The organism is Bradyrhizobium sp. F1.4.3, from assembly GCF_040548375.1.
Taxonomy (GTDB): Bacteria; Pseudomonadota; Alphaproteobacteria; order Rhizobiales; family Xanthobacteraceae; genus Bradyrhizobium.
Window position 1 is genome coordinate 129,568 of record NZ_JBEPRN010000006.1, and the last position, 24,188, is coordinate 153,755.

The 24,188-nt window shown below is 64.0% G+C and carries 19 protein-coding genes; 14 read left to right on the forward strand and 5 right to left on the reverse strand.

The genetic code is table 11. The features are described 5' to 3' along the window. Positions 1-110 precede the first annotated feature (110 nt). Both ABIB73_RS18985 and ABIB73_RS18990 read left to right on the forward strand, forming a co-directional pair. Positions 111-1,124 (forward strand): formamidase, encoded by a 1,014-nt coding sequence (locus tag ABIB73_RS18985; protein ID WP_354226183.1) that lies wholly within the window; start codon positions 111-113, stop codon positions 1,122-1,124. Positions 1,125-1,209: 85 nt separating this feature from the next. Next, positions 1,210-2,529: a dicarboxylate/amino acid:cation symporter gene (locus tag ABIB73_RS18990; RefSeq protein WP_354226185.1), complete on the forward strand. Its 1,320-nt coding sequence runs from the start codon at positions 1,210-1,212 to the stop codon at positions 2,527-2,529. 10 nt (positions 2,530-2,539) lie between these two features. Here ABIB73_RS18990 and ABIB73_RS18995 read toward each other — a convergent pair whose 3' ends face one another. Then, positions 2,540-3,913, reverse strand: coding sequence for a hypothetical protein (locus ABIB73_RS18995; RefSeq protein WP_354226187.1), 1,374 nt, complete (start codon positions 3,911-3,913; stop codon positions 2,540-2,542). Positions 3,914-4,024: 111 nt separating this feature from the next. Beyond that, on the reverse strand, positions 4,025-5,299 hold the full coding sequence (locus tag ABIB73_RS19000) for an allantoate amidohydrolase (RefSeq protein ID WP_354226189.1): 1,275 nt from the start codon (positions 5,297-5,299) through the stop codon (positions 4,025-4,027). A 404-nt stretch (positions 5,300-5,703) separates the two neighbouring features. Between ABIB73_RS19000 and ABIB73_RS19005 the strand changes: the two genes are divergently transcribed. From ABIB73_RS19005 to ABIB73_RS19030, 6 genes are read left to right on the forward strand one after another with little or no spacing between them, the layout of a single operon-like run. Next, positions 5,704-6,816, forward strand: a complete 1,113-nt coding sequence (locus ABIB73_RS19005) for a BMP family ABC transporter substrate-binding protein (protein WP_354226191.1) — start codon at positions 5,704-5,706, stop codon at positions 6,814-6,816. Then, positions 6,813-7,925 (forward strand): ABC transporter permease, encoded by a 1,113-nt coding sequence (locus tag ABIB73_RS19010; RefSeq protein WP_354226193.1) that lies wholly within the window; start codon positions 6,813-6,815, stop codon positions 7,923-7,925. The genes ABIB73_RS19005 and ABIB73_RS19010 overlap by 4 nt, the downstream gene beginning before the upstream one ends. After that, positions 7,925-8,851: an ABC transporter permease gene (locus ABIB73_RS19015; protein ID WP_354226195.1), complete on the forward strand. Its 927-nt coding sequence runs from the start codon at positions 7,925-7,927 to the stop codon at positions 8,849-8,851. The genes ABIB73_RS19010 and ABIB73_RS19015 overlap by 1 nt, the downstream gene beginning before the upstream one ends. 11 nt (positions 8,852-8,862) lie before the next feature. Then, complete coding sequence (biuH, locus tag ABIB73_RS19020) at positions 8,863-9,546, forward strand: biuret amidohydrolase (RefSeq protein ID WP_354226197.1); 684 nt, start codon at positions 8,863-8,865, stop codon at positions 9,544-9,546. Beyond that, entirely contained in the window at positions 9,543-11,075 is a 1,533-nt protein-coding gene (locus tag ABIB73_RS19025; RefSeq protein WP_354226199.1) for an ABC transporter ATP-binding protein, read from the forward strand. Before biuH ends, ABIB73_RS19025 begins: the two co-directional genes overlap by 4 nt. Positions 11,076-11,088: 13 nt before the next feature. Beyond that, positions 11,089-11,574 carry a nucleoside deaminase gene (locus ABIB73_RS19030; RefSeq protein WP_354226201.1) on the forward strand — a complete coding sequence of 162 codons (486 nt, stop codon included), beginning with the start codon at positions 11,089-11,091 and terminating at the stop codon, positions 11,572-11,574. 175 nt (positions 11,575-11,749) lie between these two features. Here the strand turns inward: ABIB73_RS19030 and ABIB73_RS19035 are convergent, their stop codons facing one another. Then, a complete protein-coding gene (locus ABIB73_RS19035; protein WP_354226203.1) occupies positions 11,750-12,856 on the reverse strand; it encodes a hypothetical protein in 1,107 nt (368 codons plus the stop codon). 582 nt (positions 12,857-13,438) lie between these two features. On the opposite strand from ABIB73_RS19035, the gene ABIB73_RS19040 reads away from it, so the two are divergent. From ABIB73_RS19040 to ABIB73_RS19055, 4 genes are all read left to right on the forward strand, one after another. Continuing rightward, positions 13,439-15,010, forward strand: coding sequence for an ABC transporter ATP-binding protein (locus ABIB73_RS19040; protein WP_354226204.1), 1,572 nt, complete (start codon positions 13,439-13,441; stop codon positions 15,008-15,010). Beyond that, complete coding sequence (locus ABIB73_RS19045; protein WP_354226206.1) at positions 14,994-16,085, forward strand: ABC transporter permease; 1,092 nt, start codon at positions 14,994-14,996, stop codon at positions 16,083-16,085. Before ABIB73_RS19040 ends, ABIB73_RS19045 begins: the two co-directional genes overlap by 17 nt. Further along, on the forward strand, positions 16,072-16,989 hold the full coding sequence (locus tag ABIB73_RS19050; RefSeq protein WP_354226208.1) for an ABC transporter permease: 918 nt from the start codon (positions 16,072-16,074) through the stop codon (positions 16,987-16,989). The genes ABIB73_RS19045 and ABIB73_RS19050 overlap by 14 nt, the downstream gene beginning before the upstream one ends. A gap of 75 nt (positions 16,990-17,064) precedes the next feature. Then, complete coding sequence (locus ABIB73_RS19055; RefSeq protein ID WP_354226210.1) at positions 17,065-18,144, forward strand: BMP family ABC transporter substrate-binding protein; 1,080 nt, start codon at positions 17,065-17,067, stop codon at positions 18,142-18,144. 106 nt (positions 18,145-18,250) lie between these two features. Here ABIB73_RS19055 and ABIB73_RS19060 read toward each other — a convergent pair whose 3' ends face one another. Next, entirely contained in the window at positions 18,251-19,600 is a 1,350-nt protein-coding gene (locus ABIB73_RS19060; protein WP_354226212.1) for an 8-oxoguanine deaminase, read from the reverse strand. Between the two features lie 153 nt (positions 19,601-19,753). On the opposite strand from ABIB73_RS19060, the gene ABIB73_RS19065 reads away from it, so the two are divergent. Further along, positions 19,754-20,581: an FAD binding domain-containing protein gene (locus ABIB73_RS19065; RefSeq protein ID WP_354226214.1), complete on the forward strand. Its 828-nt coding sequence runs from the start codon at positions 19,754-19,756 to the stop codon at positions 20,579-20,581. Further along, positions 20,578-23,304, forward strand: coding sequence for a molybdopterin-dependent oxidoreductase (locus ABIB73_RS19070; protein ID WP_354226216.1), 2,727 nt, complete (start codon positions 20,578-20,580; stop codon positions 23,302-23,304). The genes ABIB73_RS19065 and ABIB73_RS19070 overlap by 4 nt, the downstream gene beginning before the upstream one ends. On the opposite strand, the gene uraD is transcribed toward ABIB73_RS19070, so the two are convergent. Then, the gene (uraD, locus tag ABIB73_RS19075; protein ID WP_354226218.1) at positions 23,301-24,188 is read right to left on the reverse strand and encodes a 2-oxo-4-hydroxy-4-carboxy-5-ureidoimidazoline decarboxylase; all 888 of its coding nucleotides are present in this window, start codon (positions 24,186-24,188) and stop codon (positions 23,301-23,303) included. The two genes, ABIB73_RS19070 and uraD, sit on opposite strands and share 4 nt — an antisense overlap.

Sequence of the window (24,188 nt, forward strand, 5' to 3'; positions counted from 1 at the left end):
GAAAAATAATCTTTTGCTCTCGGCCTAAATCGGATTTGCTTCCCGCGACAACACCTCGCGCGCAACGACGTGGCGCGGGAACGGCAAGGAAGCCGATAAGGGAGCTGATCATGAACGGGCTTGGCGGGCTGAACAAATCTCCCAATGGCGTGGTCATAGGGCTCGTGCAGTTGCAGCTGCCCAACGTCGTGACCCGCGCTGATCTGGCGAAGCAGACCGAGCGCATCGTCTGGATGGTCGGCAAGGCCCGCCGCAATCTCTCCACCATGGATCTGGTGGTGTTCCCCGAATATTCGCTGCACGGCCTCTCGATGGATACCAATCCCGAGCTCATGTGCCGGCTCGACGGGCCCGAGATGGCAGCGTTCAAGAAAGCCTGTATCGACAACAGAATCTGGGGCTGCTTCTCCATCATGGAGTTCAACCCGCACGGCAATCCCTACAATTCCGGCCTGATCATCGACGACCACGGCGAGATCAAGCTCTACTACCGCAAGCTCCATCCCTGGATTCCGGTCGAGCCTTGGGAACCTGGCGACATCGGCATTCCCGTGATCGACGGGCCGAACGGGGCAAAGATCGCGCTGATCATCTGCCATGACGGCATGTTCCCGGAGATGGCGCGGGAGTGCGCCTACAAGGGCGCCGAGATCATGATCCGCACCGCCGGGTACACCGCACCGATCCGCGACTCCTGGCGCTTCACCAACCAAGCCAATTCGTTCCAGAACCTGATGGTCACCGCAAATGTCTGCATGTGCGGCTCCGACGGCTCGTTCGATTCCATGGGCGAAGGCATGATCGTGAATTTCGACGGCGCAGTGCTGGCCCATGGCACTACCGGCCGCGCCGACGAGATCATCACCGCCGAGGTGCGGCCCGATCTGGTGCGCGAGGCCCGCGTCAATTGGGGCGTCGAGAACAACATCTACCAGCTCTGGCACCGCGGCTATGTCGCGGTGAAAGGCGGAGCGATGGACTGCCCCTATACGTTCATGCAGGACATGGTTGCGGGCACGTACCGCCTGCCCTGGGAAGACCAGGTCAAGGTCACCGACGGCACATCGTGCGGCTTCCCGGCGCCGACGCGGATGTTCGGCAGAACGGTGAAAGCGGCCGAATAGGCCGTTTTCAGCGAAAACAGCGACATTCTGGCACGGTTGTTGCTCCTTTTGACGACCAAGACGTCGCCAAAACGGGGGACTTACTATGTCGACCATCGTCGCGGCCCCGGCCGCCGAGCCCAAGCCGCTTTACACTTCGCTGTTCGTCCAGGTCCTAGCCGCGCTGATCCTCGGCATCATTCTCGGCGTAGCCGTCCCGGATTTTGCCATCAGCCTTAAGATCCTCAGCGACGCGTTCCTGAAGCTGATCTCGATGATCGTGGCGCCGATCGTGTTCTGTGTCGTCGTGCACGGCATTGCCGGCGCCGGCGACCTCAAGAAGGTCGGGCGGGTCGGCGTCAAGGCGTTGCTTTATTTCGAGGTGATGACGACGGTGGCGCTCGTGGTCGGGCTTATCTTGGCCTACAGCTTCGGCCCCGGCCATGGCATGAACATCGACCCCTCGACGCTCGATGCCAAGGCTCTCAACACCTACGCCGACAATGCCCACAAGCTGCAAGGTGCGGGCATCGGCTCCTTCCTGCTCAACGTGATCCCGACCACCTCGTTCGATGCGTTGTCGCGCAACGACGTGCTCCAGGTGCTGTTCTTCGCCGTGCTGTTCGGCGTCGGCCTCGCACTGGTTGGCGGTGAGAAGGGCAAGCTCGTCACCTCGATCATCGATGCGGCCTCCACCGTGCTGTTTCGCGTCATGGGCTTGATCGTACGTGTCGCCCCGCTCGGTGTGCTCGGCGCGGTCGCCTATACCGTCGGCAAATATGGCGTCGGCTCGCTCAAGCAGCTCGTCTCGCTGGTGATGCTGTTCTACGTCTCGGTCGGGATCTTCGTGCTCGGCGTGCTCGGCAGCGTGATGGCGCTCGCCGGAATCAATATCCTAAAGTTCCTCTCCTACCTGCGCGAAGAACTGACGATCGTGCTCGCGACCGCGTCCTCCGACGCCGTGCTGCCCCAGATCATGAAGAAGCTGGAGCGCATGGGCGTCAAGGATTCCGTCGTCGGGCTTGTCATCCCGACCGGCTATTCCTTCAACCTCGACGCCTTCTCGATCTACCTGACGCTCGCCGTCGTCTTCATCGCGCAGGCGACCAACACGCCGCTGTCGTTCGGCGATCTTCTGCTGGTGCTCGGCGTGTCTCTGATCACCTCAAAAGGCGCGCACGGTGTGCCGGGCTCGGCGATCGTGATCCTGGCCGCGACGCTGAATGCGGTGCCGAGCATTCCCGCGATCGGCCTCGTGCTGGTGCTCTCGGTCGACTGGTTCATCGGCATGGCCCGCGCGGTCGGCAACCTCATCGGCAACTGCGTGGCGACCGTGGTGGTCGCCGCCTGGGAAGGCGACCTCGACCGTGCCAAGGCGGCGAAGGTGCTGGAAGGCGGTGAGCTGGTGGACGTGACCGCGGGGTAGCGTCCGCAGATCAGTCATTCCAATGGAGCAAGGGCGTTCCAAACGCCCTGCTCCAAACCGACAGGAAACGCGGAAACCAGGAGTGCGCCACGGCGCCCTTGTAGGCCCAGGTGCGATACTTCAGGCCCTGTTCCGACAACAGTTCCTGATAACCGCCGTGGACTTCGGTCGCAGTCCGAATGTCCTTCAATATTCCCTGGGCGTAAGTCCGATAGGTATCGCTCCCTGAGAATTCATCGTAATCCAGCATGCGATCCGCAAATTCGACGTTGAACGTTGGCCAGGAGGAACGTCCCTGGTAGGCGGGCGCCGCAATCTTGTGGATCATCTTGTTCCGCGGATTATCCGCGGACACCAGGAAGTGGAACGTGCTGGGGATGCGAAAGCGCGGCTCGGCGATGACCAGGTCCGTCGTGGCCGCGAACAGCGCGCGTTCGCTCGCCTCGCTCAGATCCCAAAAACCCTGATGCACGCTGACGAAATCCAGGGCGATGGAGGATGCCGGCGAACCTGCCGGGCTATCCAGGGAATGCCTGACATAGCCGTCTTTGCCGAACAGCCGGAGAAGCTCTTGCTTGTACTGGGCGAGTTCGCGTCCGAGCAGTTGCTTTAGCTCGTTCGCATCGACGACCCCGAGTTGCACGCCCCACATGAACGTCGTGTAGACGCAGGCATTTGTAACAAAACGCCTGCGTTCCGCGCGGGTGTCCGTTGCCGCGGAACGAGGTGCACTGACATCGCAAAGCAGATACCTGGCGCCGTCATGATCGAACGGCTTGAGTTCGCTGGCGAGTTGCAAGATCGCCCGTTTCAGATCGACACCGTATTCGGCCAACAACAGGCGGCCGGCATGCCCGCATTGTGACATCGCAAGGTAGGACGACGCCCTCTGGTCGGCAGAGATCATCTGCTGGAGTCCGGCCAGAATGCCGAGCAGCGTATCCGAAGGGCGCGAGAAATAGTTCACGCCAAGATATCGACCGCGTCCTGCCGGGACGATGGTGGTCGTGACGACGTCAGCGCGAACCGCCTCGAGCAAGAGACGGACGCTCTTTTCAAGCAACCGAACCCGCCGGACCGCGTCCTGTGCATCCATGATGGTCTCGGGATCGAGAACGTCGGGATAGAACCAGGCGAAGTCGCGCGGGTAATAAGCGGACGCGTGCGGCGCTCCCGTGACGAGAAAGGACTCGGTCACCGAAAAGGCACTGGCCATCGAGTGTCGGTAAAGGTCCTCGATGGCCGATGACAAATGATGCGGCTTTCTCAGGAACCGATCGCCGAGAAAATTCACCGCCTGAAGGGCGTTGGCGACAAAGGTCGCCGCCACGCCCTGGTAAAATCGGTTCTCACGATGTGAGGGAAGAGAGATGTCGCTGTTCATATGCGTAAATCGGCTAATGTCTCGTGATCGCGGTGATGGCCGTCACCATTCTAACCATGCCTGATTCGTGTCTCTACCCGGTAACTTGCGGGCTCCCGACCGGGGGCTCCGTCAGTTTGCGCTGGCCCGGTCCTGCTGCGGCCGGAAATTCTCGATCACCCTGAGCAGCACGCGCGCGCCGGCGTCGGCGTCGGCGAGCTCGACGTGCTCGTCCGGATGATGGCTGATGCCGCCCCGGCAGCGGACGAAGATCATGCCGACATCGGCAATGTCGATCATCGCCATGCCGTCATGCCCAGCCCCACTCGGCAGCTCTAACACGCCAAAACCTTCCGCCGCGATCGCTCTTGCGATCTGCTCCTTCAGCCAGGACGCGCAAGGCGCGGTGCGGTTCTCATGGGTGACATCGAGCTGAAGCGCCAATTGTCGCCGCTTTGCGATCGCTTCGATCTGCCGGACGACGTCGGCGACCGCGCGCTTGCGATGCATGTCGGTCGGCGCGCGCATGTCGATGGTGAAAGACACCTCGCCCGGAATGACGTTGGTCGCGCCGGGCTTTACGTGGAGATAGCCGACGGTGCCGACCAGTCCGCTCTCGTCGGTTCGGCAGAACTGCTCGATCGCACCGATGCACTCGGCCGCGCCGCTGAGCGCGTCACGGCGTAGCGCCATCGGCACCGTGCCGGCGTGACCAGCCATGCCGGTCAGCCGCGCGGCAAGCCGCGTCGCGCCCGCAATCGCAGTGACGACACCGATGGGCAGGTTCTGTGCTTCCAGCACCGGTCCCTGCTCGATGTGCAACTCGATATAGGCCAGCAGCTCGCGCCGCGCCCGCGCGGCTGCACCAATATGATCGGGATCAAGCCCAAACTGCACGAGCGCATCGCGCATCGACACGCCGTCGCGGTCGCGCGTGCCCAAGACACTCTCGTCAAAAGTTCCGGCCACCGCGCGACTGCCGAGCAGTGTCGAGGCGAAGCGCACGCCCTCCTCGTCCGCAAAGCCGATGATTTCGATCGCAAACGGCAGGCGCTTGCCGCGCCGGTTGAGATCGGCGACGCAACAGATCGCCGCGATCACACCCAGCGGCCCGTCCCATTTGCCGGCGTCGCGCACGGTGTCGTAGTGCGAGCCGAGCATCAGGCAAGGTGCCCCCGGCCGCTCGCCCTCGTAGCGGCCACAGACGTTGCCGATCGCGTCGAGATGCGCGTTCATGCCGGCCTCGCGCATCCAGCCGAGGATGAGGCCCGACGCCGTGCCCAGCTCCTTGCTGAGATAGATCCGGGTAAGCTTGTCCGCCTCTTCCGAGATCGCGCCGAGCTCGTTGATGCGGCGAACGATCTCCTTGCCGAGTGACGCATCTTGAACGGCGGTAGCAGCACCCATCTCGCTCGAGCTTTCATCCTGGGGACCGCGCGCGGCGATCGTGACGACAATCGATACAAGTTCAGTGCCAGCGAAAATCGCTCGGCCGGCGCCCGTCCCAAATCAGCGACTGGTTAGCATGAATGCGCCAAGTGGCAGACGGTCCGGTCATCGCAATGCACACGCATGCTGGTTAAAGCTGCTTAACTCAATTGCATACAACACAAAAATACTGCTTAAAATCTAATCTGCCGATTTCCTGGTCAAGATTCGAACGGTCAGCATACATTATATAATTCATATACTTACGAATATATGCACGTTTCATAGCCTCTGGCACGAAGCTTGCGACATCTTGTTCCGGGCTCCGCCAGACCGGCGTAGCCGCGAGATTAAGGCGGTCCGTCCGCCAAAGGGAGCAACCAATGGATTTTGGCAGGATTTCACGACGGCATTTGTTGCAGGGCAGCGCGGCCCTCACCCTCGGGGCGGCAGCCGGCGTCCGCCCGGCCTTCGCAGCCGACACGACCATCGGCTTCATCTATGTCGGCTCGCGCGACGACTACGGCTACAACCAGGCCCATGCGCAGGGCGCGGCGGCGCTGAAAAAAATTCCGGGGCTGAAGGTCGTCGAGGAAGAGAAGGTGCCGGAGACCGACGCGGTCGAGAAGACGATCGAGTCGATGATCAATCTCGACGGCGCCAGCCTGCTCTTCCCGACCTCGTTCGGTTACTACAATCCGCACATGATCAAGATGGCCAACAAGTTCCCGAAGCTGCGCTTCGAGCACTGCGGCGGCCTGTGGAGCGACAAGGACCCGAAGAACGCCGGCAGCTATTTCGGCTACATCGACGAAGCCCAGTACATCTCGGGCATCGTCGCCGGATACACCTCCAAGACCGGCAAGCTCGGCTTCGTCGCCGCCAAGCCGATCCCGCAGGTGCTGCGCAATATCAACGCCTTTGCACTCGGCGCCAAGCTCGCCAATCCGAAAGCCACCACGCAGGTGATCTTCACCGGTGACTGGTCGATGCCGGTCAAGGAAGCCGAAGCCACCAACAGCCTGATCGATCAGGGCGTCGACGTGCTCACTTGTCATGTCGACGGCCCAAAGACCATGGTCGAGAACGCGGCGCGCCGCGGCGCCATGGTGTGCGGCTATCACGTCAACCAATCGCCGCTCGCACCGAAGGCTTATCTGACCGGCGCAGAGTGGAATTGGGAAGCGCTCTATCCGAAGTTCGTCAAGATGATCGCCGCCGGTGAGAACATCCCGAACTTCTATCGCGGCGGCCTCAAGGAAGAGATCGTCAAGACCTCGCCCTATGGCGAAGCGGTCTCCGCCGAAGCGCGCAAGCATGCCGACGACGTCAAGGCCAAGTTCCTGTCCGCAGACGGCTACTCCATCTTCAAGGGAGGGCTGGTGGACAACAAGGGCAAGACGGTGATCGCGGCCGGCACCGATCGGGGCCAGAAGGATCCTGAGCTCGAGAAGATGGACTATCTCGTTGAAGGCGTGATCGGAGCGACTTCGTGACAACGGAAGCGGCGGATCCCATTGAAGCGGTCGGGGCGATTGCCCCGGCCGCCGATCCCGGCTTCCTCCAGCGCCACGGCGCGACAATCGAATACATCCTGATCCCGGGCGCGGCGCTGGCCGGCGCGCTCGTGGTCTTCGGCATCTTTGTCGCGATGTTCGGCAAGAACCCGCTCGATCTCTATTTCTATATGTACTACGGCGCCTTCGGCACCTGGTTCTCCTGGCAGAACACGCTGACGCGCGCTGCCCCTCTGATCCTCACCGCGCTCTGCACCGCGCTGCCGGCGCAGCTCGGCATGGTCATCATCGGCGGCGAGGGCGCCCTGCTGATCGGCGCACTGACGGCGACGAGCGCCGCGCTCGCGCTCCAGGGTATGCCACCGCTCATCGTCCAGATCGCCATGGTCTGCGCCGGCGTCATCGGCGGCGGGCTGTGGATCATGCTGGCGGGCGCGCTGCGGCAGTATCGCGGCGTCAACGAGACGATCTCGAGCCTGCTGCTCGTCTACATCGCGCTTGCGATCCTCAATCATCTCGTCGAAGGCGCGATGCGCGACCCCGCGAGCCTCAACAAGCCGTCGACCCGCGAGATCGGCGCCGCCAACATGATCGGCTCCATCCCCGGCACCGACGTGCATTGGGGTCTTGTCTTCGGCCTGATCGCCGCGATCGCCGCCTACATCCTGATCTATCACACGGTATTCGGCTTCGCTGCCCGCGTCGCCGGCGGCAACATCCGCGCCGCGAAGATCGTCGGCCTCGGTGTCGGCAAGCTTATTTTGACGATCTGCTTCCTCGCCGGCGGCGCCGCAGGCCTTGCGGGCATGGTCGAGGTCGCCGCCGTGCAAGGGCGCACCAATGCCAATCTCGCGGCAGGCTACGGCTTCACCGGCATTCTCGTCGCCTTTCTGGCGCGGCAGAATCCGCTCGCAATCATCCCCGTCGCGATCCTGCTCGGCGGCATCAGCGCCAGCGGCGGCCTGCTGCAACGGCGCCTGGGATTGCCCGATGCATCCGTGCTGGTGCTCCAGGGCATCATCTTCGTCTTCGTGCTGGCCAGTGATGCGCTCTACGGCCGCATCGGTTTCCTGAAAGGCAAGTCCTGATGGCAGACGGATCGATCGGACTCTGGACTGTCCCGCTCGCCGTGCTCGGCGGCGCCATTCGCGTCTCGACGCCATTCCTGTTCGTGAGCTTGGGGGAATGCATCACCGAGCGCTCCGGCCGCATCAATCTCGGCCTTGAAGGCACGCTGGTGATGGGCGCGATGAGCGCCTACGGCATCTCCTACCTCACCGGCTCGCCGTGGCTTGGGGTGCTCGCCGCCGGCATCACCGGCGCGCTGCTGGGCGCGCTTCATGCCGGCATCTGCTCGCTGCCGCGCGTCAACGACGTTGCCGTCGGCATCGCGCTGATGCTGTTCGGCACCGGGCTCGCCTTCTATCTCGGCAAGCCGCTGATCGAGCCCACCGCGCCGCGGCTGCCCGCGATCGATTTCGGCTGGTGGAGTGACATCCCACAGCTGCGCGCCGCGCTGCGCGTCAACGTCCTTTTCCTGATCGGCGTCGTGCTTGCGCCCATTCTCTATTGGGCCTTCCGCACTACGCGCTGGGGCCTCCTGATCCGCACCGCCGGCGAGAGCTCGGACGCCGCGCGCGCCATGGGCCACTCCGTGCTGCTGATCCGCCTGCGCGCCACCATGGTCGGCGGTTTCCTCGCCGGCATCGGCGGCTCCTTCCTGTCGCTGTTCTATCCAGGCAGCTGGAACGAAGGCCTTTCGTCGGGTCAGGGCATCACGGCCGTGGCACTGGTGATCTTCGCTCGCTGGGATCCCCTGCTGTGCCTGTGGGCCTCGCTCGCCTTCGGCGGTGCCGCGGCGCTGGGCCCGGCGCTGCAATCGGTCGGCGTCACCTCCGGCTATCACCTGTTCAACGCCGCGCCTTACATTCTGACGCTGGCGATCATGATCATCACCTGCTCGCCGAAACGCACGCTGACCGGAGCACCGGCCGAATTGTCGATCACCCGCTAGAGAGCGAAATCATGCCCGAGCGCTACATCAAGTCCGAGCCCTATGCCTGGCCTTACAACGGCGATCTCGGTCCCGAGAACACGGCGCTCATCATCATCGACATGCAGACCGATTTCTGCGGCGTCGGCGGCTATGTCGACAAGATGGGCTATGACCTCTCGCTGACGCGGGCGCCGATCGAGCCGATCAAGAAGCTGCTAACGGCCATGCGCAGCCAAGGCTTTCACATCATCCATACCCGCGAGGGCCATCGCCCCGACCTCTCGGATCTTCCTGCCAACAAACGCTGGCGCTCGCGCCAGATCGGCGCCGGCATCGGCGATCCCGGCCCCTGCGGCCGCATCCTGGTGCGCGGCGAGCCCGGCTGGGACATCATCCCCGAACTGGCGCCGCTGCCGGGTGAGCCCATCATCGACAAGCCCGGCAAGGGCTCGTTCTGCGCCACCGATCTCGAGCTGATCCTCCGCGTGCGCGGGATCGAGAACATCGTGCTGACTGGAATCACCACCGACGTCTGCGTCCATACCACCATGCGCGAAGCCAACGACCGCGGCTTCGAATGCGTGCTGCTGCACGATTGCTGCGGCGCGACCGACAAGAGCAATCACGAGCACGCGCTCAAGATGATCAAGATGCAAGGCGGCGTGTTTGGCGCGGTCTCGACGTCCGACGCCTTCATCGGAGCGATTTCGTGATTATCGGCGAGCCGCCCCCGCCGTCAGGCGCCTTTGGCGTCAACGCCATCGCCATGACCATGCGCTTCGGCGACTTCCTGGCACTGGACAATGTCGAGCTGAAGGTGCGGCCGGGCTCGTTCCATGCGCTGCTCGGCGAGAACGGCGCTGGCAAATCGACCCTCGTGAAATGCATCATGGGCTATTACCACGCGACCGAAGGCGACATCATCATCGGCGATCGCGAGCAGGCTATCGGCAATCCAAAGGACGCCCACGCGCTCGGCCTCGGCATGGTCTACCAGCATTTTACGCTGGTGCCCGCCATGACCGTCGCCGAAAACCTCGTGCTGGCCCGCGACGACGTCCCAGCCATAGTGGACTGGTCGAAGGAGATGAAGGAGCTCGATGCGTTTTTGGCGCGGATGCCCTTCAAGGTGCCGCTCGGCGCAAAGGTCTCCGACATCTCGGCCGGCGAGCGCCAGAAATGCGAGATCCTGAAGCAGCTCTATCTGAAGCGCCGCTTCCTGATCCTGGACGAGCCGACCTCGGTGTTGACACCGGCGGAAGCCGACGAGGTGCTCGGCATGCTCCGCGACATGGTCGTCAAGGGCGAGCTGACCATCCTGATGATCACGCACAAATTCCGCGAGGTCATGGCCTTCGCGGACGAGGTCACCATCCTGCGCCGCGGCAAGCTCGCCGGCGCCGGCAAGGTGGCGGAGCTGACACCGGACGCGATGGCACGCACCATGATCGGGGCGGAGGAGCTGACCGTGCAGCCGCCGCGCACCGGCGAAGCCGGTCAGGCGAGGCTCGAACTGGCAAAGGTCCGCGCGCTCGACGATGCCGGCGCCATCGCCGTTCATGACGTTTCGCTGACCGTGCGCGCTGGCGAGATCGTCGGCATTGCCGGGGTCTCCGGCAACGGCCAGCGCCAGCTCGTCGAAGTGCTGGCAGGCCAGCGCGAATCCGAGAGCGGCGAGATCCGCGTTGCAGGCGATCCCTATCACGCCAGCCGCGAGGAGATGCGCCGCCACAGGATGTCGCTCCTCCCCGAGGAGCCGTTGAAGAATGCCTGCGTCGGCGGCATGAGCGTTGCCGACAACATCGCCTTCCGCGAGTTCGACCGTGCGCCTTTCGCTAGCTGGGGCTGGTGGCTCAACCGCGGTGCCTTCCGTGACGACGCCCAGAAGAAGATCGGGCAGTACAAAATCAAGACCCGCACGCCGGATACGCCGATCTCGGCATTGTCGGGCGGCAATGTACAGCGCGCCGTACTGGCCCGCGAGCTCGGCGGCGACGTCGAGGTGCTGATTGCGGCCAATCCCTGCTTCGGCCTCGACTTCGCGGCCGTAGCGCAGATCCACGCCGAGATCATGGCCGCGCGCAATCGCGGCGCCGCCGTGCTGCTGGTCAGCGAAGATCTCGACGAATTGCTTGAACTCTCCGACCGGCTGGTGGTGATGTTCCACGGCGAATTCGTGTATGAAGCACGGACCAGCGAAGCCGATCTCACGGAGGTTGGTAGGCACATGGCGGGGCACTGACCGCGGAGCATCAATGGACGGCGCAACCGAACGCGACGAACACTTTCTGCGCCTGTCCTTCACGGTCGCCCGCCGCTCGCTCACCCATGGCAATCACCCCTTCGGCTGCATCCTGGTCGATGCGGACGGCAAGGTGCTGATCGAGACCGAAAACGGCTACATGCCGGACCACGACGGCACCGCGCATGCCGAGCGCCTGGCGGCCACTCAGGCCTGCCGCACGCTGAGCCGCGATGTGCTGGCCAAGGCCACGCTCTATTCCTCCGCCGAACCCTGCGCGATGTGCGCCGGCGCGATCTACTGGGCCGGCATCGGCCGCGTGGTCTACGGGCTCAGCGAACACCGCCTGCGCGGTGTCACGGGCAACCATCCGGAGAATCCGACGCTCGACCTGCCCTGCCGCGAGGTCTTTGCCACCGGCCAGCGGCCGACGGAGGTCCTCGGCCCGCTGCTCGAGGACGAGGCCGAAGCGCTGCACGACGGCGTTTGGACGAAGTAGCGAGCCCCAAGAACTCGACTTCGGTGGGCAAAGCGAAGCGTGCCCACCAATTGCCAATGACCTGGAAGATGGTGGGCATGGCGCTTCGCGCCTTCCCCACGCCTCTGCGCATAAACGCCGATGGCGCCGCGCGGGTCATGCGCGGCGCCATTCGAACCTGGAGCCCTTCAGCCGATCAGAACTTCAGAGTGATACCACCGTAAACCGTGGACTCCGTGCAGCTCTTGGTGCTCTGGCCGGTCGGCGCGATCGTGCAAACGCCAGCCATGGCGTTGTGGTCGAGGCCGAACTTGTTCTGCCAGTAGCGATAGGCAACCCAGAGGTCGACGAAGTGCGAGTACTTGTCACCCCAGACCGCCTTCGAGGCATCGAAGGTCAGGCGGATCGGTTCGCTGTTGAGCTCGGTCTTGGACGCGGTGCTGAAGATGCCCGTACCCGACAGCGCAGGCGTGCCGTTCGAGTCACCCTTCGGGCCGTACCAGCCGGCGCGGCCGCTGATCGACCAGAACTGCATGTTCGGCGGCAGGAAGCCGAGGTCCATGTAGTAGTTGATTTCGACGGCCCAGGTCGGGTTGTAGCTCACGTTGCCGTCGGAGTTGCAGGTCACGCCCGCAACGCCCGGCCCGAACAGGCCGCACTGGGTGAAGGCGTTGTGGTTGGAGAACTCCCAGTACATCAAGGGCGCGACGTTGATATAGCCCTTGTAGGGAAGGTCGAAGGCGAACTGGAGACCGGCGACCACGTCGCGCTTGGCGGGCGCGAGGAAGTTGTTCTCGCTGTTGCCGTCCATACCGACTTCGAACGAGATGTTGTGCAGCGGCCCCATGGTGAAGGCCTTGGTGTTGAACAGCTCGTTCCAGCCGAAGGTCGAGCGGAACAGACCGTAGATTTCGGTTGCACCGGCACAGTCGCCGACGCCGCCGGTGATGGTCACGCCCGGTGCGGTACAGGGCGATGCGGGATCGTTATGACCCGACTTGAACATCGAGATGGTGAAGAAGTTGGTGCCGTAGGCCCAGAGGTCGAAATGAGTGAAGGAGTAGACCTGCTTGGCGGTGGTGCCATTGATGCTGCCATCCGGGCGGGTGCTCCACATGCCGGGGTCAGTGCCCTTCGGCATCCAGGAGAACGACACGCGGTCATCGATCACCAGGAAGAACGGGAGGTCAGGAGCCTTCTTCGCGGCCTTGACCGGCAGGTCCGCTGCCTGAGCCAGGCCACTGGTGGCGAGCGTAGCAAGTGACAGCGCCGCTGCTGCAATTGCCTTGAAACGAAACGACATCCTGAATACCCCCAAGTTTGGACACGTAAAAATGAACGTCCCTTGGGTGTGACACTTGCGCCGAACTCCCGGGGTGAGAAGCCTCAACTTCTTTCAAGGCGTGCCGCTTGTTTTGGCAGCTAGCCGCATTTCACCGCTGAATTCCGCAGTTTTTTGCGCGTCACCGTTGCTTGGTAGGAGTCACGCGAGACCGGCCATTGCCGGACATTCCCGTTTGATTTTGCTTGGCTTTTGTTTCGATCGAATAGCGTGCAGACGGTCTTCGGCGACGACTGCCGCCGCGCCCAGGAAATGCATACGCGCAGTGGCGCGTCTTTGCTCAACTTCACGTCAAGCCTGCATAGCGGGTTCCGATTTGACTTGAACCGTCACAAATCTGCAACAGGCGCTGTACGCAGGACGCGGCCTCGACGGCTGTCCAGGAACGGTTGCAGCTGATCACCGCGCGACGAGGGCAGCGACTCGCAATGCCGGCGCGCCTGCCGAAGCGTTGAGCAAGGGATGACGCTTTTTCACACCTTACGCGGCGGTTCAAACTAGCCCACAATTAAGGCACTTCATCCCATGCAAGCGTATCAGCGAATGTTAGATCCGACGCCTAACGGCCTGCATTCCGGCAAATCCCCGCTGCTTCAAACGCTCGGGCTCACCAAACGCTATGGGGACTTCCTCGCCAACGATTCCATCGACATCGACATCTGGCCGACGGAAATCCACGCGCTGCTGGGCGAAAACGGCGCCGGCAAGTCGACGCTGGTGAAGGCGATCTACGGACTGATCCAACCCAGCGCCGGCGAGATCCGCTGGCAGGGCGCGCCCATCGTGCTGTCGGGCCCGTCCGAAGCACGAAGCCGCGGCATCGGCATGGTGTTCCAGCATTTTTCGCTGTTCGACAATCTCACCGTCGCCGAGAATGTCGCGCTTGGCCTCGACGGCAAGGAGTCCTTCAAGGACATGTCGGCGCGGCTGGAGCAGGTCTCGAAGACTTATGGTTTGCCGCTCGATCCAAAGCGCGAGGTCTGGCAATTGTCGGTCGGCGAGCGCCAGCGCATCGAGATCGTCCGCGCTCTGATGCAGGATCCCAAATTCCTGATCCTGGACGAGCCCACCGCGGTGCTGACGCCGCAGGAAGCCGACCAGCTGTTCATCGTGCTGGAGCGGCTCAAGGCCGAAGGCCGCGCCATCCTTTATATCAGCCACAAGCTCGATGAGGTGAAACGCCTCTGCGATACCGCCACGATCCTGCGCGGCGGCAAGAAGGTGCAGACCTGCAACCCCCGGCTCGAGACCGCCGCCTCGCTTGCACGCATGATGGTCGGCGGCGAGATCAAGGAAGTGAAAGCGGCCGCTGGTCGTCAGACCACGATACCGCGGCTGGTCGTCAACGACCTCTCGCTCGCGCCCGATGAAGCGCACGGCGTGCGGCTCGAGCACATCTCGTTCGAGCTGAAGGGCGGCGAAATCCTTGGCATCGCCGGCGTCGCCGGCAACGGCCAGGACGAGCTGTTCGCCGCGCTATCCGGCGAGCGGTTGTCGAAGGACCCCGGTACGGTGGTGATCGAAGGCATCGCCGCCGGCCACCTCTCGATCACCAAGCGGCGCAAGCTGGGCGCGGCATTCGTGCCCGAAGAGCGGCTCGGCCACGGCACCGCGCCGCGCATGAAGCTGTCGGAGAATGCGCTGCTCACCGGGCATGCCGCCAGCGGCATGGTCCATCGCGGCTTCATCGACACTGCGGCCACGCTGAAAACGGTCGACCGCGCCACCGAAACTTTCGACGTCCGCAAGGCCAAGCGCGATCCGGAAGCCGCCAGCCTCTCCGGCGGCAATCTGCAAAAATTCATCGTCGGCCGCGAGATCCTGCGCAATCCGGCGGTGCTGGTGGTGAGCCAGCCGACTTGGGGCGTCGATGCCGGCGCTGCAGCCGTCATCCGCCAGGCGCTGCTCGATCTGGCGACAGCGGGCGCGGCCGTGCTCGTGACCAGCCAGGACCTGGACGAGCTCGCCGAGATTGCCGACCGCATCGCCGTGATGTTCCACGGCCATTTGTCGGAGCCGCTCGCCACGCGCGACGCAACACGCGAAAAACTCGGCCTGTTGATGGGCGGCAGCAGCCTGCAGCCGAAGGAGGCCGCGCATGCAGTTGGTGCTTGAGAAGCGCGCCGAGCGCTCCCACGCGATCGCGCTGGTCTCGCCGCTGATCGCGATCGGTCTGACGATCGTCACCATGACGATCCTGTTTGCGATCCTCGGCAAGAATCCGTTTCTCGCGCTGCAGGCCTATTTCATCGCGCCTTTGACCGACAGCTATTCGCTCCAGGAGATCGCGGTGAAGGCGACGCCGCTGGTGATGATCGCGATCGGGCTGTCGCTCTGCTATCTCGCCAACGCCTGGAACATCGGCGCCGAGGGACAATTCCTGATCGGCGCCGTTGCCGGAAGCTGGATCGCTGTGAAGACGCAAGGCACCGACGCCGGTGCATGGGTGCTGCCGGCGATGCTCGTGCTCGCGGCAGCCGCGGGCGCGCTCTATGCGCTGATCCCGGCGATCTGCAAGGTGAAGTTCGGCGCCAGCGAAATCCTGACCAGCCTGATGCTGGTCTATGTCGCCGACCTCTTCCTCGATTACCTCGTGCGCGGGCCCTGGCGCGATCCGAATGGCTTTAACTTCCCGACCACGGCCGAGTTCGATCCGGTGGCGACGGTCCCGCTGCTGATCGAGGGCGGCCGGCTGCATCTCGGCTCGATCATCGCGCTGCTGGTTGTCGCGGCGGCCGCGATCCTGCTCGGGCGAACCATCAAGGGTTTTGAGATCCGCGTGGTGGGCGCCGCGCCTCGTGCCGCGCGATTCGGCGGCTTCAATTCCAATCAGTTGATCCTTCTGACCTTCGCGGTCTCCGGCGCGCTAGCGGGCCTTGCCGGCATCATCGAGGTTGCGGGCCCCGTCGGCCATCTCCAGCCCGGCATCTCGCCCGGCTACGGTTTTACCGCGATCATCGTCGCCTTCCTTGGGCGGTTGAATCCGATTGGAATATTAATTGCAGGCCTTTTTCTCGCATTGACCTTTATCGGCGGCGAGCAGGCGCAGATCGCAATGAAGATCCCGTTGGACGTCACCAAGGTTTTTCAGGGCATTCTGCTGTTCTACGTGCTCGCCTGCGATTCCCTCATCCTCTACCGCTTCAAGCTGGTCTTCCCGAACCGTCAGGTGTCCCGTGGAGCTGGTTGAAGCCATCATCCTGGCGGTGCTCGCCGCATCGACGCCGCTGCTGATCGCGGCGACCGGCGAGCTCGTGACGGAGCGTTCGGGCGTGCTCAACCTCGGCGTCGAGGGCATGATGATCGTCGGCGCGGCCTGCGGCTTTGGCGGCGCCTGGCTGACCGGCTCGATCTTCATTGGCGCCCTTTTCGGCATCGTCGCGGGCACGCTGATGTCGCTGATCTTCGCGCTGATGGCGCTCGGGCTTGCCGTGAACCAGGTCGCGACGGGTCTCGCGCTGACCATTCTCGGCGTCGGCCTGTCGGGCCTGATCGGGGCCGGCTTCGTCGGCGAACGCATTACGCCGGCGGCGCATCTCGCCATTCCCGGCCTCACCGACATCCCGCTGATCGGCCGCGTGCTGTTCGGCGAAGACGCCTTCGTCTATTTCTCGCTGGCGCTGATCGTTGGCGTCTGGTGGTTCCTGTACCGCACGCGTGCGGGCCTGATCCTGCGAGCCTGCGGCGACAACCATGTCTCCGCCCATGCGCTCGGCTATTCCGTGCTGCGCATCCGCACCTTCGCCGTGATGTTCGGCGGCGCCTGCGCCGGGCTTGCGGGCGCCTATCTGCCGCTTGCCTACACGCCGTTCTTCATTCCCGGCATGACCGCAGGCCGCGGCTGGATCGCGCTGGCGCTGGTGGTGTTCGCGTCCTGGTTGCCGGGGCGACTGGTGATCGGCGCCTATCTGTTCGGCGCGGTAACCATCTTGCAGCTGCATGCGCAGGGCTGGGGCATCGGCATTCCCTCGCAGTTCATGTCGTCACTGCCGTATCTGGCGACTGTCATTGTGCTGGTGCTGCTGTCACGCGCGCGCACCGGCGGCTCGACGGCCCCGGCCGCGCTCGGCACCGTGTTCGTACCCGATCGCTGAGTTCACTTTCCGGGCGTCCGCGATGGGGCGCGGCGTTCCGGAGTTTGGTTCACCCCGACTGTTTGGAGATTGATGATGAGGAAAACATTTCTTGCGGCTGCCGCTGCGCTTTTGCTTGCCGGGAGCATCGCGAGCAGCGCCTCGGCCGCCGATAAGTTGAAGGTCGGGTTCATCTACCTTGGCCCGATCGGTGACCTGGGGTGGACCTACCAGCACGACCTCGCGCGTCAGGCGCTCACAAAAGAGCTCGGCGACAAGATCGAGACCACCTTCCTCGAGAACGTACCTGAGGGCCCCGACGCCGAGCGCGCCGTCGAGCAGTTGGTGCGCGCCGGCAACAAGCTGATCTTCACCACGTCCTTCGGCTACATGGACCCGACGCTGAAGGTCGCCAAGAAATATCCCAACGTGCATTTCGAGCACTGCTCGGGTTACAAGCGCGACAAGAACATGGCGACCTATTCGGCGCGCTGGTACCAAGGCCGCTACATCCAGGGCCTGATCGCAGCCAAGATGTCGAAGTCCGGCGTGCTCGGCTACATCGGCTCATTCCCGATTCCGGAGGTCGTCTCCGGCATCAACGCGACAATCCTCGCGGCGCAGACCATCAATCCGAACATCAAAGTCAAGATCATCTGGGCCAACACCTGGTTCGATCCGGGCAAGGAAGCCGACGCCGCCAAGGCCTTGGTCGATCAGGGCGCCGACGTCATCATGCAGCACACGGATTCGCCGGCGGCGATGCAGATTGCCAGCGAACGCGGCAAGTTCGCCTTCGGCCAGGACTCCGAGATGATCAAGTTCGGACCCAAGACCCAGCTGACCTCGATCCTCGACACCTGGGCGCCCTACTACATCGCCCGCGTCAAGGCTGAGCTCGACGGCACCTGGAAGTCCGAGGACACCTGGGGCGGCCTCGACAGCCACATGTTCGCGATGGCGCCGTACACCAACATGCCTGACGACGTGAAGAAGATCGCCGAAGATGCCCAGGCTGCGATCACCGCCGGCAAGCTGCATCCGTTCAAGTGCCCGGTCGTTGGGCAGGACGGCAAGGAGATCGAGTGCAAGGGCGGCGCCAATCTGGCTGACGGCCAGATCCTTGGCATGAATTTCTACGTCAAGGGCATCGACGACAAGCTGCCGGGCAAGTAGCACGCTTCTTGCATCGCTAAAATTACCTGCTCCTCCCGGAGGAGGTTCGGAGGGGGTGGCCAGAAGCACCCGGCACTTGTGGTCGCCCCCTCTTTCTATTCCGCCCCTATCCCGCCTGCATCGCCCGCGCCGCGGAACTGTGGCGGCGGATGAGGTCTGGAACATCCAGGCCGGGGATTGCACCGTCGACCACGACCCATTTTCCCGCCACCATCACCCGATCGGCCCGATGCGCCCCGCACAGCACCAATGCGGCCAGCGGATCGCCATGGCCGGAGAAACGCAGCTCGTCGAGCCTGAACAGCGCGAGGTCAGCCGCCTTGCCGACGGCGATCTCGCCGAGTTCCGGACGGCCGACGCAGGCAGCCGACCCCTTGGTGGCCCAGCGCAGCGCATCCTTGTGGCTGACCTTCGTCACGCCGTAGCGCGCCCGTTGCAGCAGGAAGGCCGCACGCACCTCCTGCATCAGGTTCGATCCATCGTTCGAGGCCGAGCCGTCCACGCCGATCCCGATCCCGACACCGGCCTCCTCCATCTCGCACACCGGGCAGCAGCCCGACGCCAGGAGCTGGTTGCTACAGGCGCAATGGCTGATGGTGGTCCTGGCCTTGCCGAGCCGCTTCATCTCGTCGGGATTGAAGAAGATGCCGTGGGCGAGCCAGGTCCGGGCATTGAGCCAGCCGCATTGCTCGAGATAGTCGAGCGGACGGCAGCCATACATCTGCTGGCAGAATCTATTCTCGTCCTCGGTCTCGGCGAGATGGGTGTGCAGCCGCACATCGAGCTTGTCGGCAAGATCAGCCGTGGCGCGCATCAGCGACGTCGTCACCGAGAAGGGCGAGCATGGCGCGAGTGCAATCTGCACCATCGCATCCGCGCCGCGCTGGTGATGCTTGGCCACCACGCGCGCGCTGTCGGCGAGAATCGTGTCCTCGTCCTGCACGACGCTATCCGGTGGCAGGCCGCCGTCGCGCTGCGACAGGTTCATCGAACCGCGCGTGAGAAGCACCCGCGCGCCAAGCCGTTTCGCAACGCCGACCTCGATATCGACGGACTCCTCGAGCCCCGCCGGGAAGACGTAGTGATGATCGGTCGTCGTGGTGCAGCCCGACAGCAGCAGCTCGGACATCGCCACGGTAACACCAAGCTCCAGCCGCTCCGGCGTCAGCTTCGCCCATATCGGATAGAGCGCCTGGAGCCAGGGAAACAGCTCGCGGTCCATCGCCGCCGGCAGCGCGCGCGTCAACGTCTGGTAGAAATGATGATGCGTGTTGATGAGGCCAGGCAGCACGACATGTTCGCTCGCGTCGAACGCCGCGACATCCGTGGTCGCCGGCGTGCCGCCGGCCGGCACGAGCTCAATGATCCGGCCGTCTTTCACCACGATCCCGCGCTCGGCGCCGTCGGCGAGGATGGCCAGGGGATCCCTGATCCAGATCGGCTTTGCGTCGCTCATGATCCTGTTTCTCCTCGCCCGCGTTAACGAATGGCCTGCAAGGCAGAGGCCTGCCCGAGAGCATCATTGCTGCGACTTGTTGTTGCCACTTGGCGCTGGTCTTGCAAGACTTTCCCGGAGAATAATGCGTTCGGTGCAAGCGTTGGCGCAACCATGGACTTGAATACCATCACAGCGGTCGCCCATCCGCAAACGCGCTCCCAACTGCCGGTTTGGACGCCAGGTGATGCTTGGCTCGCGGGCGGCACCTGGCTGTTCTCGGAACCGCAAATCCACCTGACAAGGTTGATCGATCTCATCGATCTGAAGTGGCCGGCACTGACGATCACGGACAGCCACCTCAGCATCGCCGCCACCTGCACCATCGCACAGCTCGATGCGCTGGCCTGCCCGGCCGACTGGCTCAGCGCGCCGCTGATCAGTCAGTGCTGCCGCGCCTTCCTCGCCTCCTTCAAGATCTGGAAGACGGCGACCGTCGGCGGCAATCTCTGCATGTCGCTGCCGGCGGGACCGATGATCTCGCTCACGTCAGCGCTCGACGGCGTCTGCACCGTCTGGAAGTCCGGCGGCGGTGAACAAAAGATTCCCGTCGTCGACTTCGTCACCGGCAATCAGCATAACCGCCTGACACCGGGCGATCTATTGCGGCAGATCAATATCCCGATTGCCGCGCTGAAGCGACGCTCCGCGTTTCGCCAGATCTCGCTGGCTCCAGTCGGCCGCTCCGCGGCGCTTCTGATCGGCAGCCTCGATGCCGACGGTGCGTTGGCATTGACGGTCACCGCATCGACGGTGCACCCGATCCAACTGTCGTTTCCAAAACCACCCGATGCGGGTGCGCTTCGCGATGCGATCGTGCAGCAGATCACCGACGACCTCTACCACACCGACATCCACGGCAAGCCGCTCTGGCGCAAGCACATGACGCTGCGGCTCGCCGAGGAGATCCTCGGCGAATTGCTGGACACGACGCGACCATGAGCTTCGAGATCAACGGCACGACGTTTCCGCAAGAGCCGCGCGCAGGCCAATGCCTGCGCACGTTCCTGCGCGAGCTCGGCCATTTCGGCGTGAAGAAGGGCTGTGACGCCGGCGATTGCGGCGCCTGCACCGTGTTGCTCGACGGCGAGCCGGTGCATAGCTGCCTGATCCCCGCGTTCCGCGCCGAAGGTCGCGCCGTCACAACGATCGAAGGACTTGGCGGAGACGGCAGCGCGCATCCGATGCAGCAGGCCTTCCTCGACGCGCAGGGGTTCCAATGCGGCTTCTGCACTGCCGGCATGATCCTGACCTGCGCCTCGCTGAATCAGGCGCAACGCACCGATCTCGGGGCGGCTCTGAAAGGCAACATCTGCCGCTGTACGGGCTATCGTTCGATCGAGGACGCACTTCTCGGCAAGAACAACGTCGAGGAGGGTGTGGGGGCTGGCGCCGCATTCGGCCGTAGCCTGCCGGCGCCCGCAGGCCCCGAAATCGTGCGGGGCAAGGCACGCTACACGTTCGACGCTGCCATCGATGACCTGCTGCACATCAAGCTGCTCCGTTCGCCGCATGCCCACGCAAAGATCGTCGCAATCGATAGATCTGCGGCACTCAGCGTTCCCGGCGTGCACGCAGTGCTCACGCACGAGGATGCACCATCGGTTCTGATCTCGACCGCGCGGCACGAAAAGGACTGGATGGACCCCGAGGACACCCGCATCCTCGACGACGTCGTCCGCTTCATCGGACAAAAAGTCGCCGCCGTCATCGCCGAAAGCGAAGCCGCCGCCGAGGAGGCCTGCCGACGATTGAAGGTCGAATACAAAATCCTGCCCGCACTGGTCGACCCTGAGCAGGCGATGGCGCCGGGCGCGCCCGTCATTCATCCCGATCGGACCACCGAGAACCGCGTCGCCGACGCCCCGCGCAACCTCGTCGCAGAAACGCATGGCGAGTTCGGCGATGTCGCAGCGGCGCTCGAAAAGTCCGCAGTCACCTTCGAAGGCACCTTCCACAGTCACCGTGTGCAACATGCGGCGCTGGAGACTCATGGCGGCCTCGCCTGGCTCGACGAAGCAGGCGTACTCAACGTCCGCACCTCGACGCAGGTGCCGTTCCTGACCCGGCGCGCGTTGTCGGATATTTTCAAGCTTCCCATGGACAAGGTCCGCGTGTTCTGCGAGCGCGTCGGCGGCGGTTTTGGCGGCAAGCAGGAGATGTTCGTCGAGGACATTTTGGCGCTCGCCGCCCTGAGGACCGGGCGGCCGGTCAAGCTCGAGCTCACGCGGGAGGAGCAGTTCATCGCGACCTCGACACGGCATCCGATGCGGGTCCACATCAAGGCCGGCGCCGATGCAGACGGCAAGCTCACCGCGCTTCAGCTCGACGTGCTCTCCAACACCGGCGCTTATGGCAATCACGCCGGCCCGGTGATGTTTCACGCGCTATCCGAGTCCATCAGCGTCTACAACTGCCCGAACAAGAAGGTCGATGGCGCGGCCGTCTACACCAACACGGTGCCTGCCGGCGCGTTTCGCGGCTATGGCCTGCCGCAAACCCTGATCGCAGTTGAGGCCGCGATCGACGAATTGGCAAAGCAGCTCGGCATCAGCCCTTACGACATGCGCCGGCTTAACGTCGTCAAACCCGGCGATCCCATGCTGTCGCCGCCGCCGTCTGAATATCATGACGTGCTCTATGGTTCCTACGGGCTCGACCAGTGCCTCGACCTCGTCGAGCGGGCGATGCTGGGAGATCAGCCGCCGCCCGACCTGTCGCCGGAATGGCTCGTCGGCGAGGGCATCGCGCTGACCATGATCGACACCGTGCCGCCGGCGGGCCACATCGCGGACGCGATGATCGCGCTGCGCGACGATGGCGGCTTCGATCTGACCGTCGGCACCGCCGAGTTCGGCAACGGCACCAGCACGGTGCACCGGCAAATCGCAGCGACAATGCTTGCGACCACTGTCGACCAGATCCGCCTGCGCCAGTCCGACACCGCCCATGGGGGCCACGACACCGGTGCCTATGGCAGCGCGGGCACCTTCGTCGCCGGCAAGGCAACCCACGCGGCGGCCCTGCAGCTTGCAACCGAGCTGAAGGTGGCCGCCGCAGCAGCATGGCTTTGCGATGCCGGGAGTTGCACCCTCGAGGGCGAGACCGTCGTCAGCGGGGTGCGGCGCATGTCATTTGCGGAGCTGGCCAAGCTCGCCCGCGAGCACGGCCAGCCGCTTGCGGCAAGCGGAAACTCCGGCGGCACGCCGCGCTCGGTCGGCTTCAACGTCCAGGGTTTTCGCGTGGCGGTGAACAAGGGCACCGGCGAGATCAAGATCCTTAAAAGCGTGCAGGCGGCGGATGCTGGCGTCGTCGCCAATCCCATGCAGTGCCGCGGCCAGGTCGAGGGTGGCGTGGCGCAGGCGCTTGGCGCGGCGCTCTACGAGGAGATGGTGATCGACGCGGACGGCCGCGTCACCAACCCGAAATTCCGCGACTACCACCTGCCCTCCTTCGCCGACGTGCCGCGCACCGAGGTGTTGTTTGCCGAGACCTCCGACACGATCGGCCCGCTGGGCGCGAAGTCGATGAGCGAGAGCCCGTACAATCCGGTCACCGCCGCACTCGGCAACGCGATCGCTGACGCCACCGGCATCCGCTTCACCGCGCCGCCGTTCAAGCCGGACCGACTGTTTCCAGCCTTGCGCGAAAAATTTGGATCCTAGCTGCCGCGATAGGTCGAGTAGCTCCACGGCGTGACCAGAAGCGGCACGTGATAGTGGCCTTCCGGCTCGCTGATGGCAAAGCGCAGCGGTATCTCGTCGAGGAACGGCGGGTCCGCTAGCGGCACGTTGCGCTCGGCATAATATTTGGCGACGCTGAATTTGAGCTCGTAGCGACCGATCGGCAGCGGGCGTCCGCCGATCAGCGGCTGGTCAGTGCGGCCGTCCGCATTGGTGACGGCGCGCGCGATGACGCGGCTCTCGCCGAGCGCCGCGAGCTCGACCAGTTCCACCGCGATGCCGGGCGCGGGCTTGCCGGCATGATTGTCCAGGACATGGGTCGAGAGCCGGCCGTGCACCTTCAGCCTGTCGTTGGCGATGACGAGCTGATCGAGCCGCAGCGCCGAGATGCGGCCAATCTCCTCGATCGCGCGTCGCGTCTCGGTTTTGGCAATATTGCGCAACCGCGTTTCGAAGTCATGCAGCACGGAGTCCTTGGTGTGGCGGCGCACGCAGACGATGTAGGGGATGCCGAACTTCTCACGATAGGCATTGTTGACCCGCTCGAACGCGGAATATTCGGCGTCCGACAGCCGGTCGAGCCCGGCGCTGTTCTGCTCGTCGGTCGATTCCGCCGTGAGGCCAGCGGCGCGCTGGGTCTTGTTGGCGAGATCGGGATGCGCCCGGATCAGCGCCAGCTGCACATCGGGTTCGGCACTCTGGATCGCCGCCATCAGCGCGGCGTGCAACTGATGGATACCGGCGAACGGCCGCTGCGCCGCGAGCTGCTCGGCGATCCACGGCGAATATTCAACGACGTTGGCGAGCGCCGCAACGAAACCGGCCTTATCAGCGGCGTTGAGATCGGAGAGCGAGATTTGCGACAT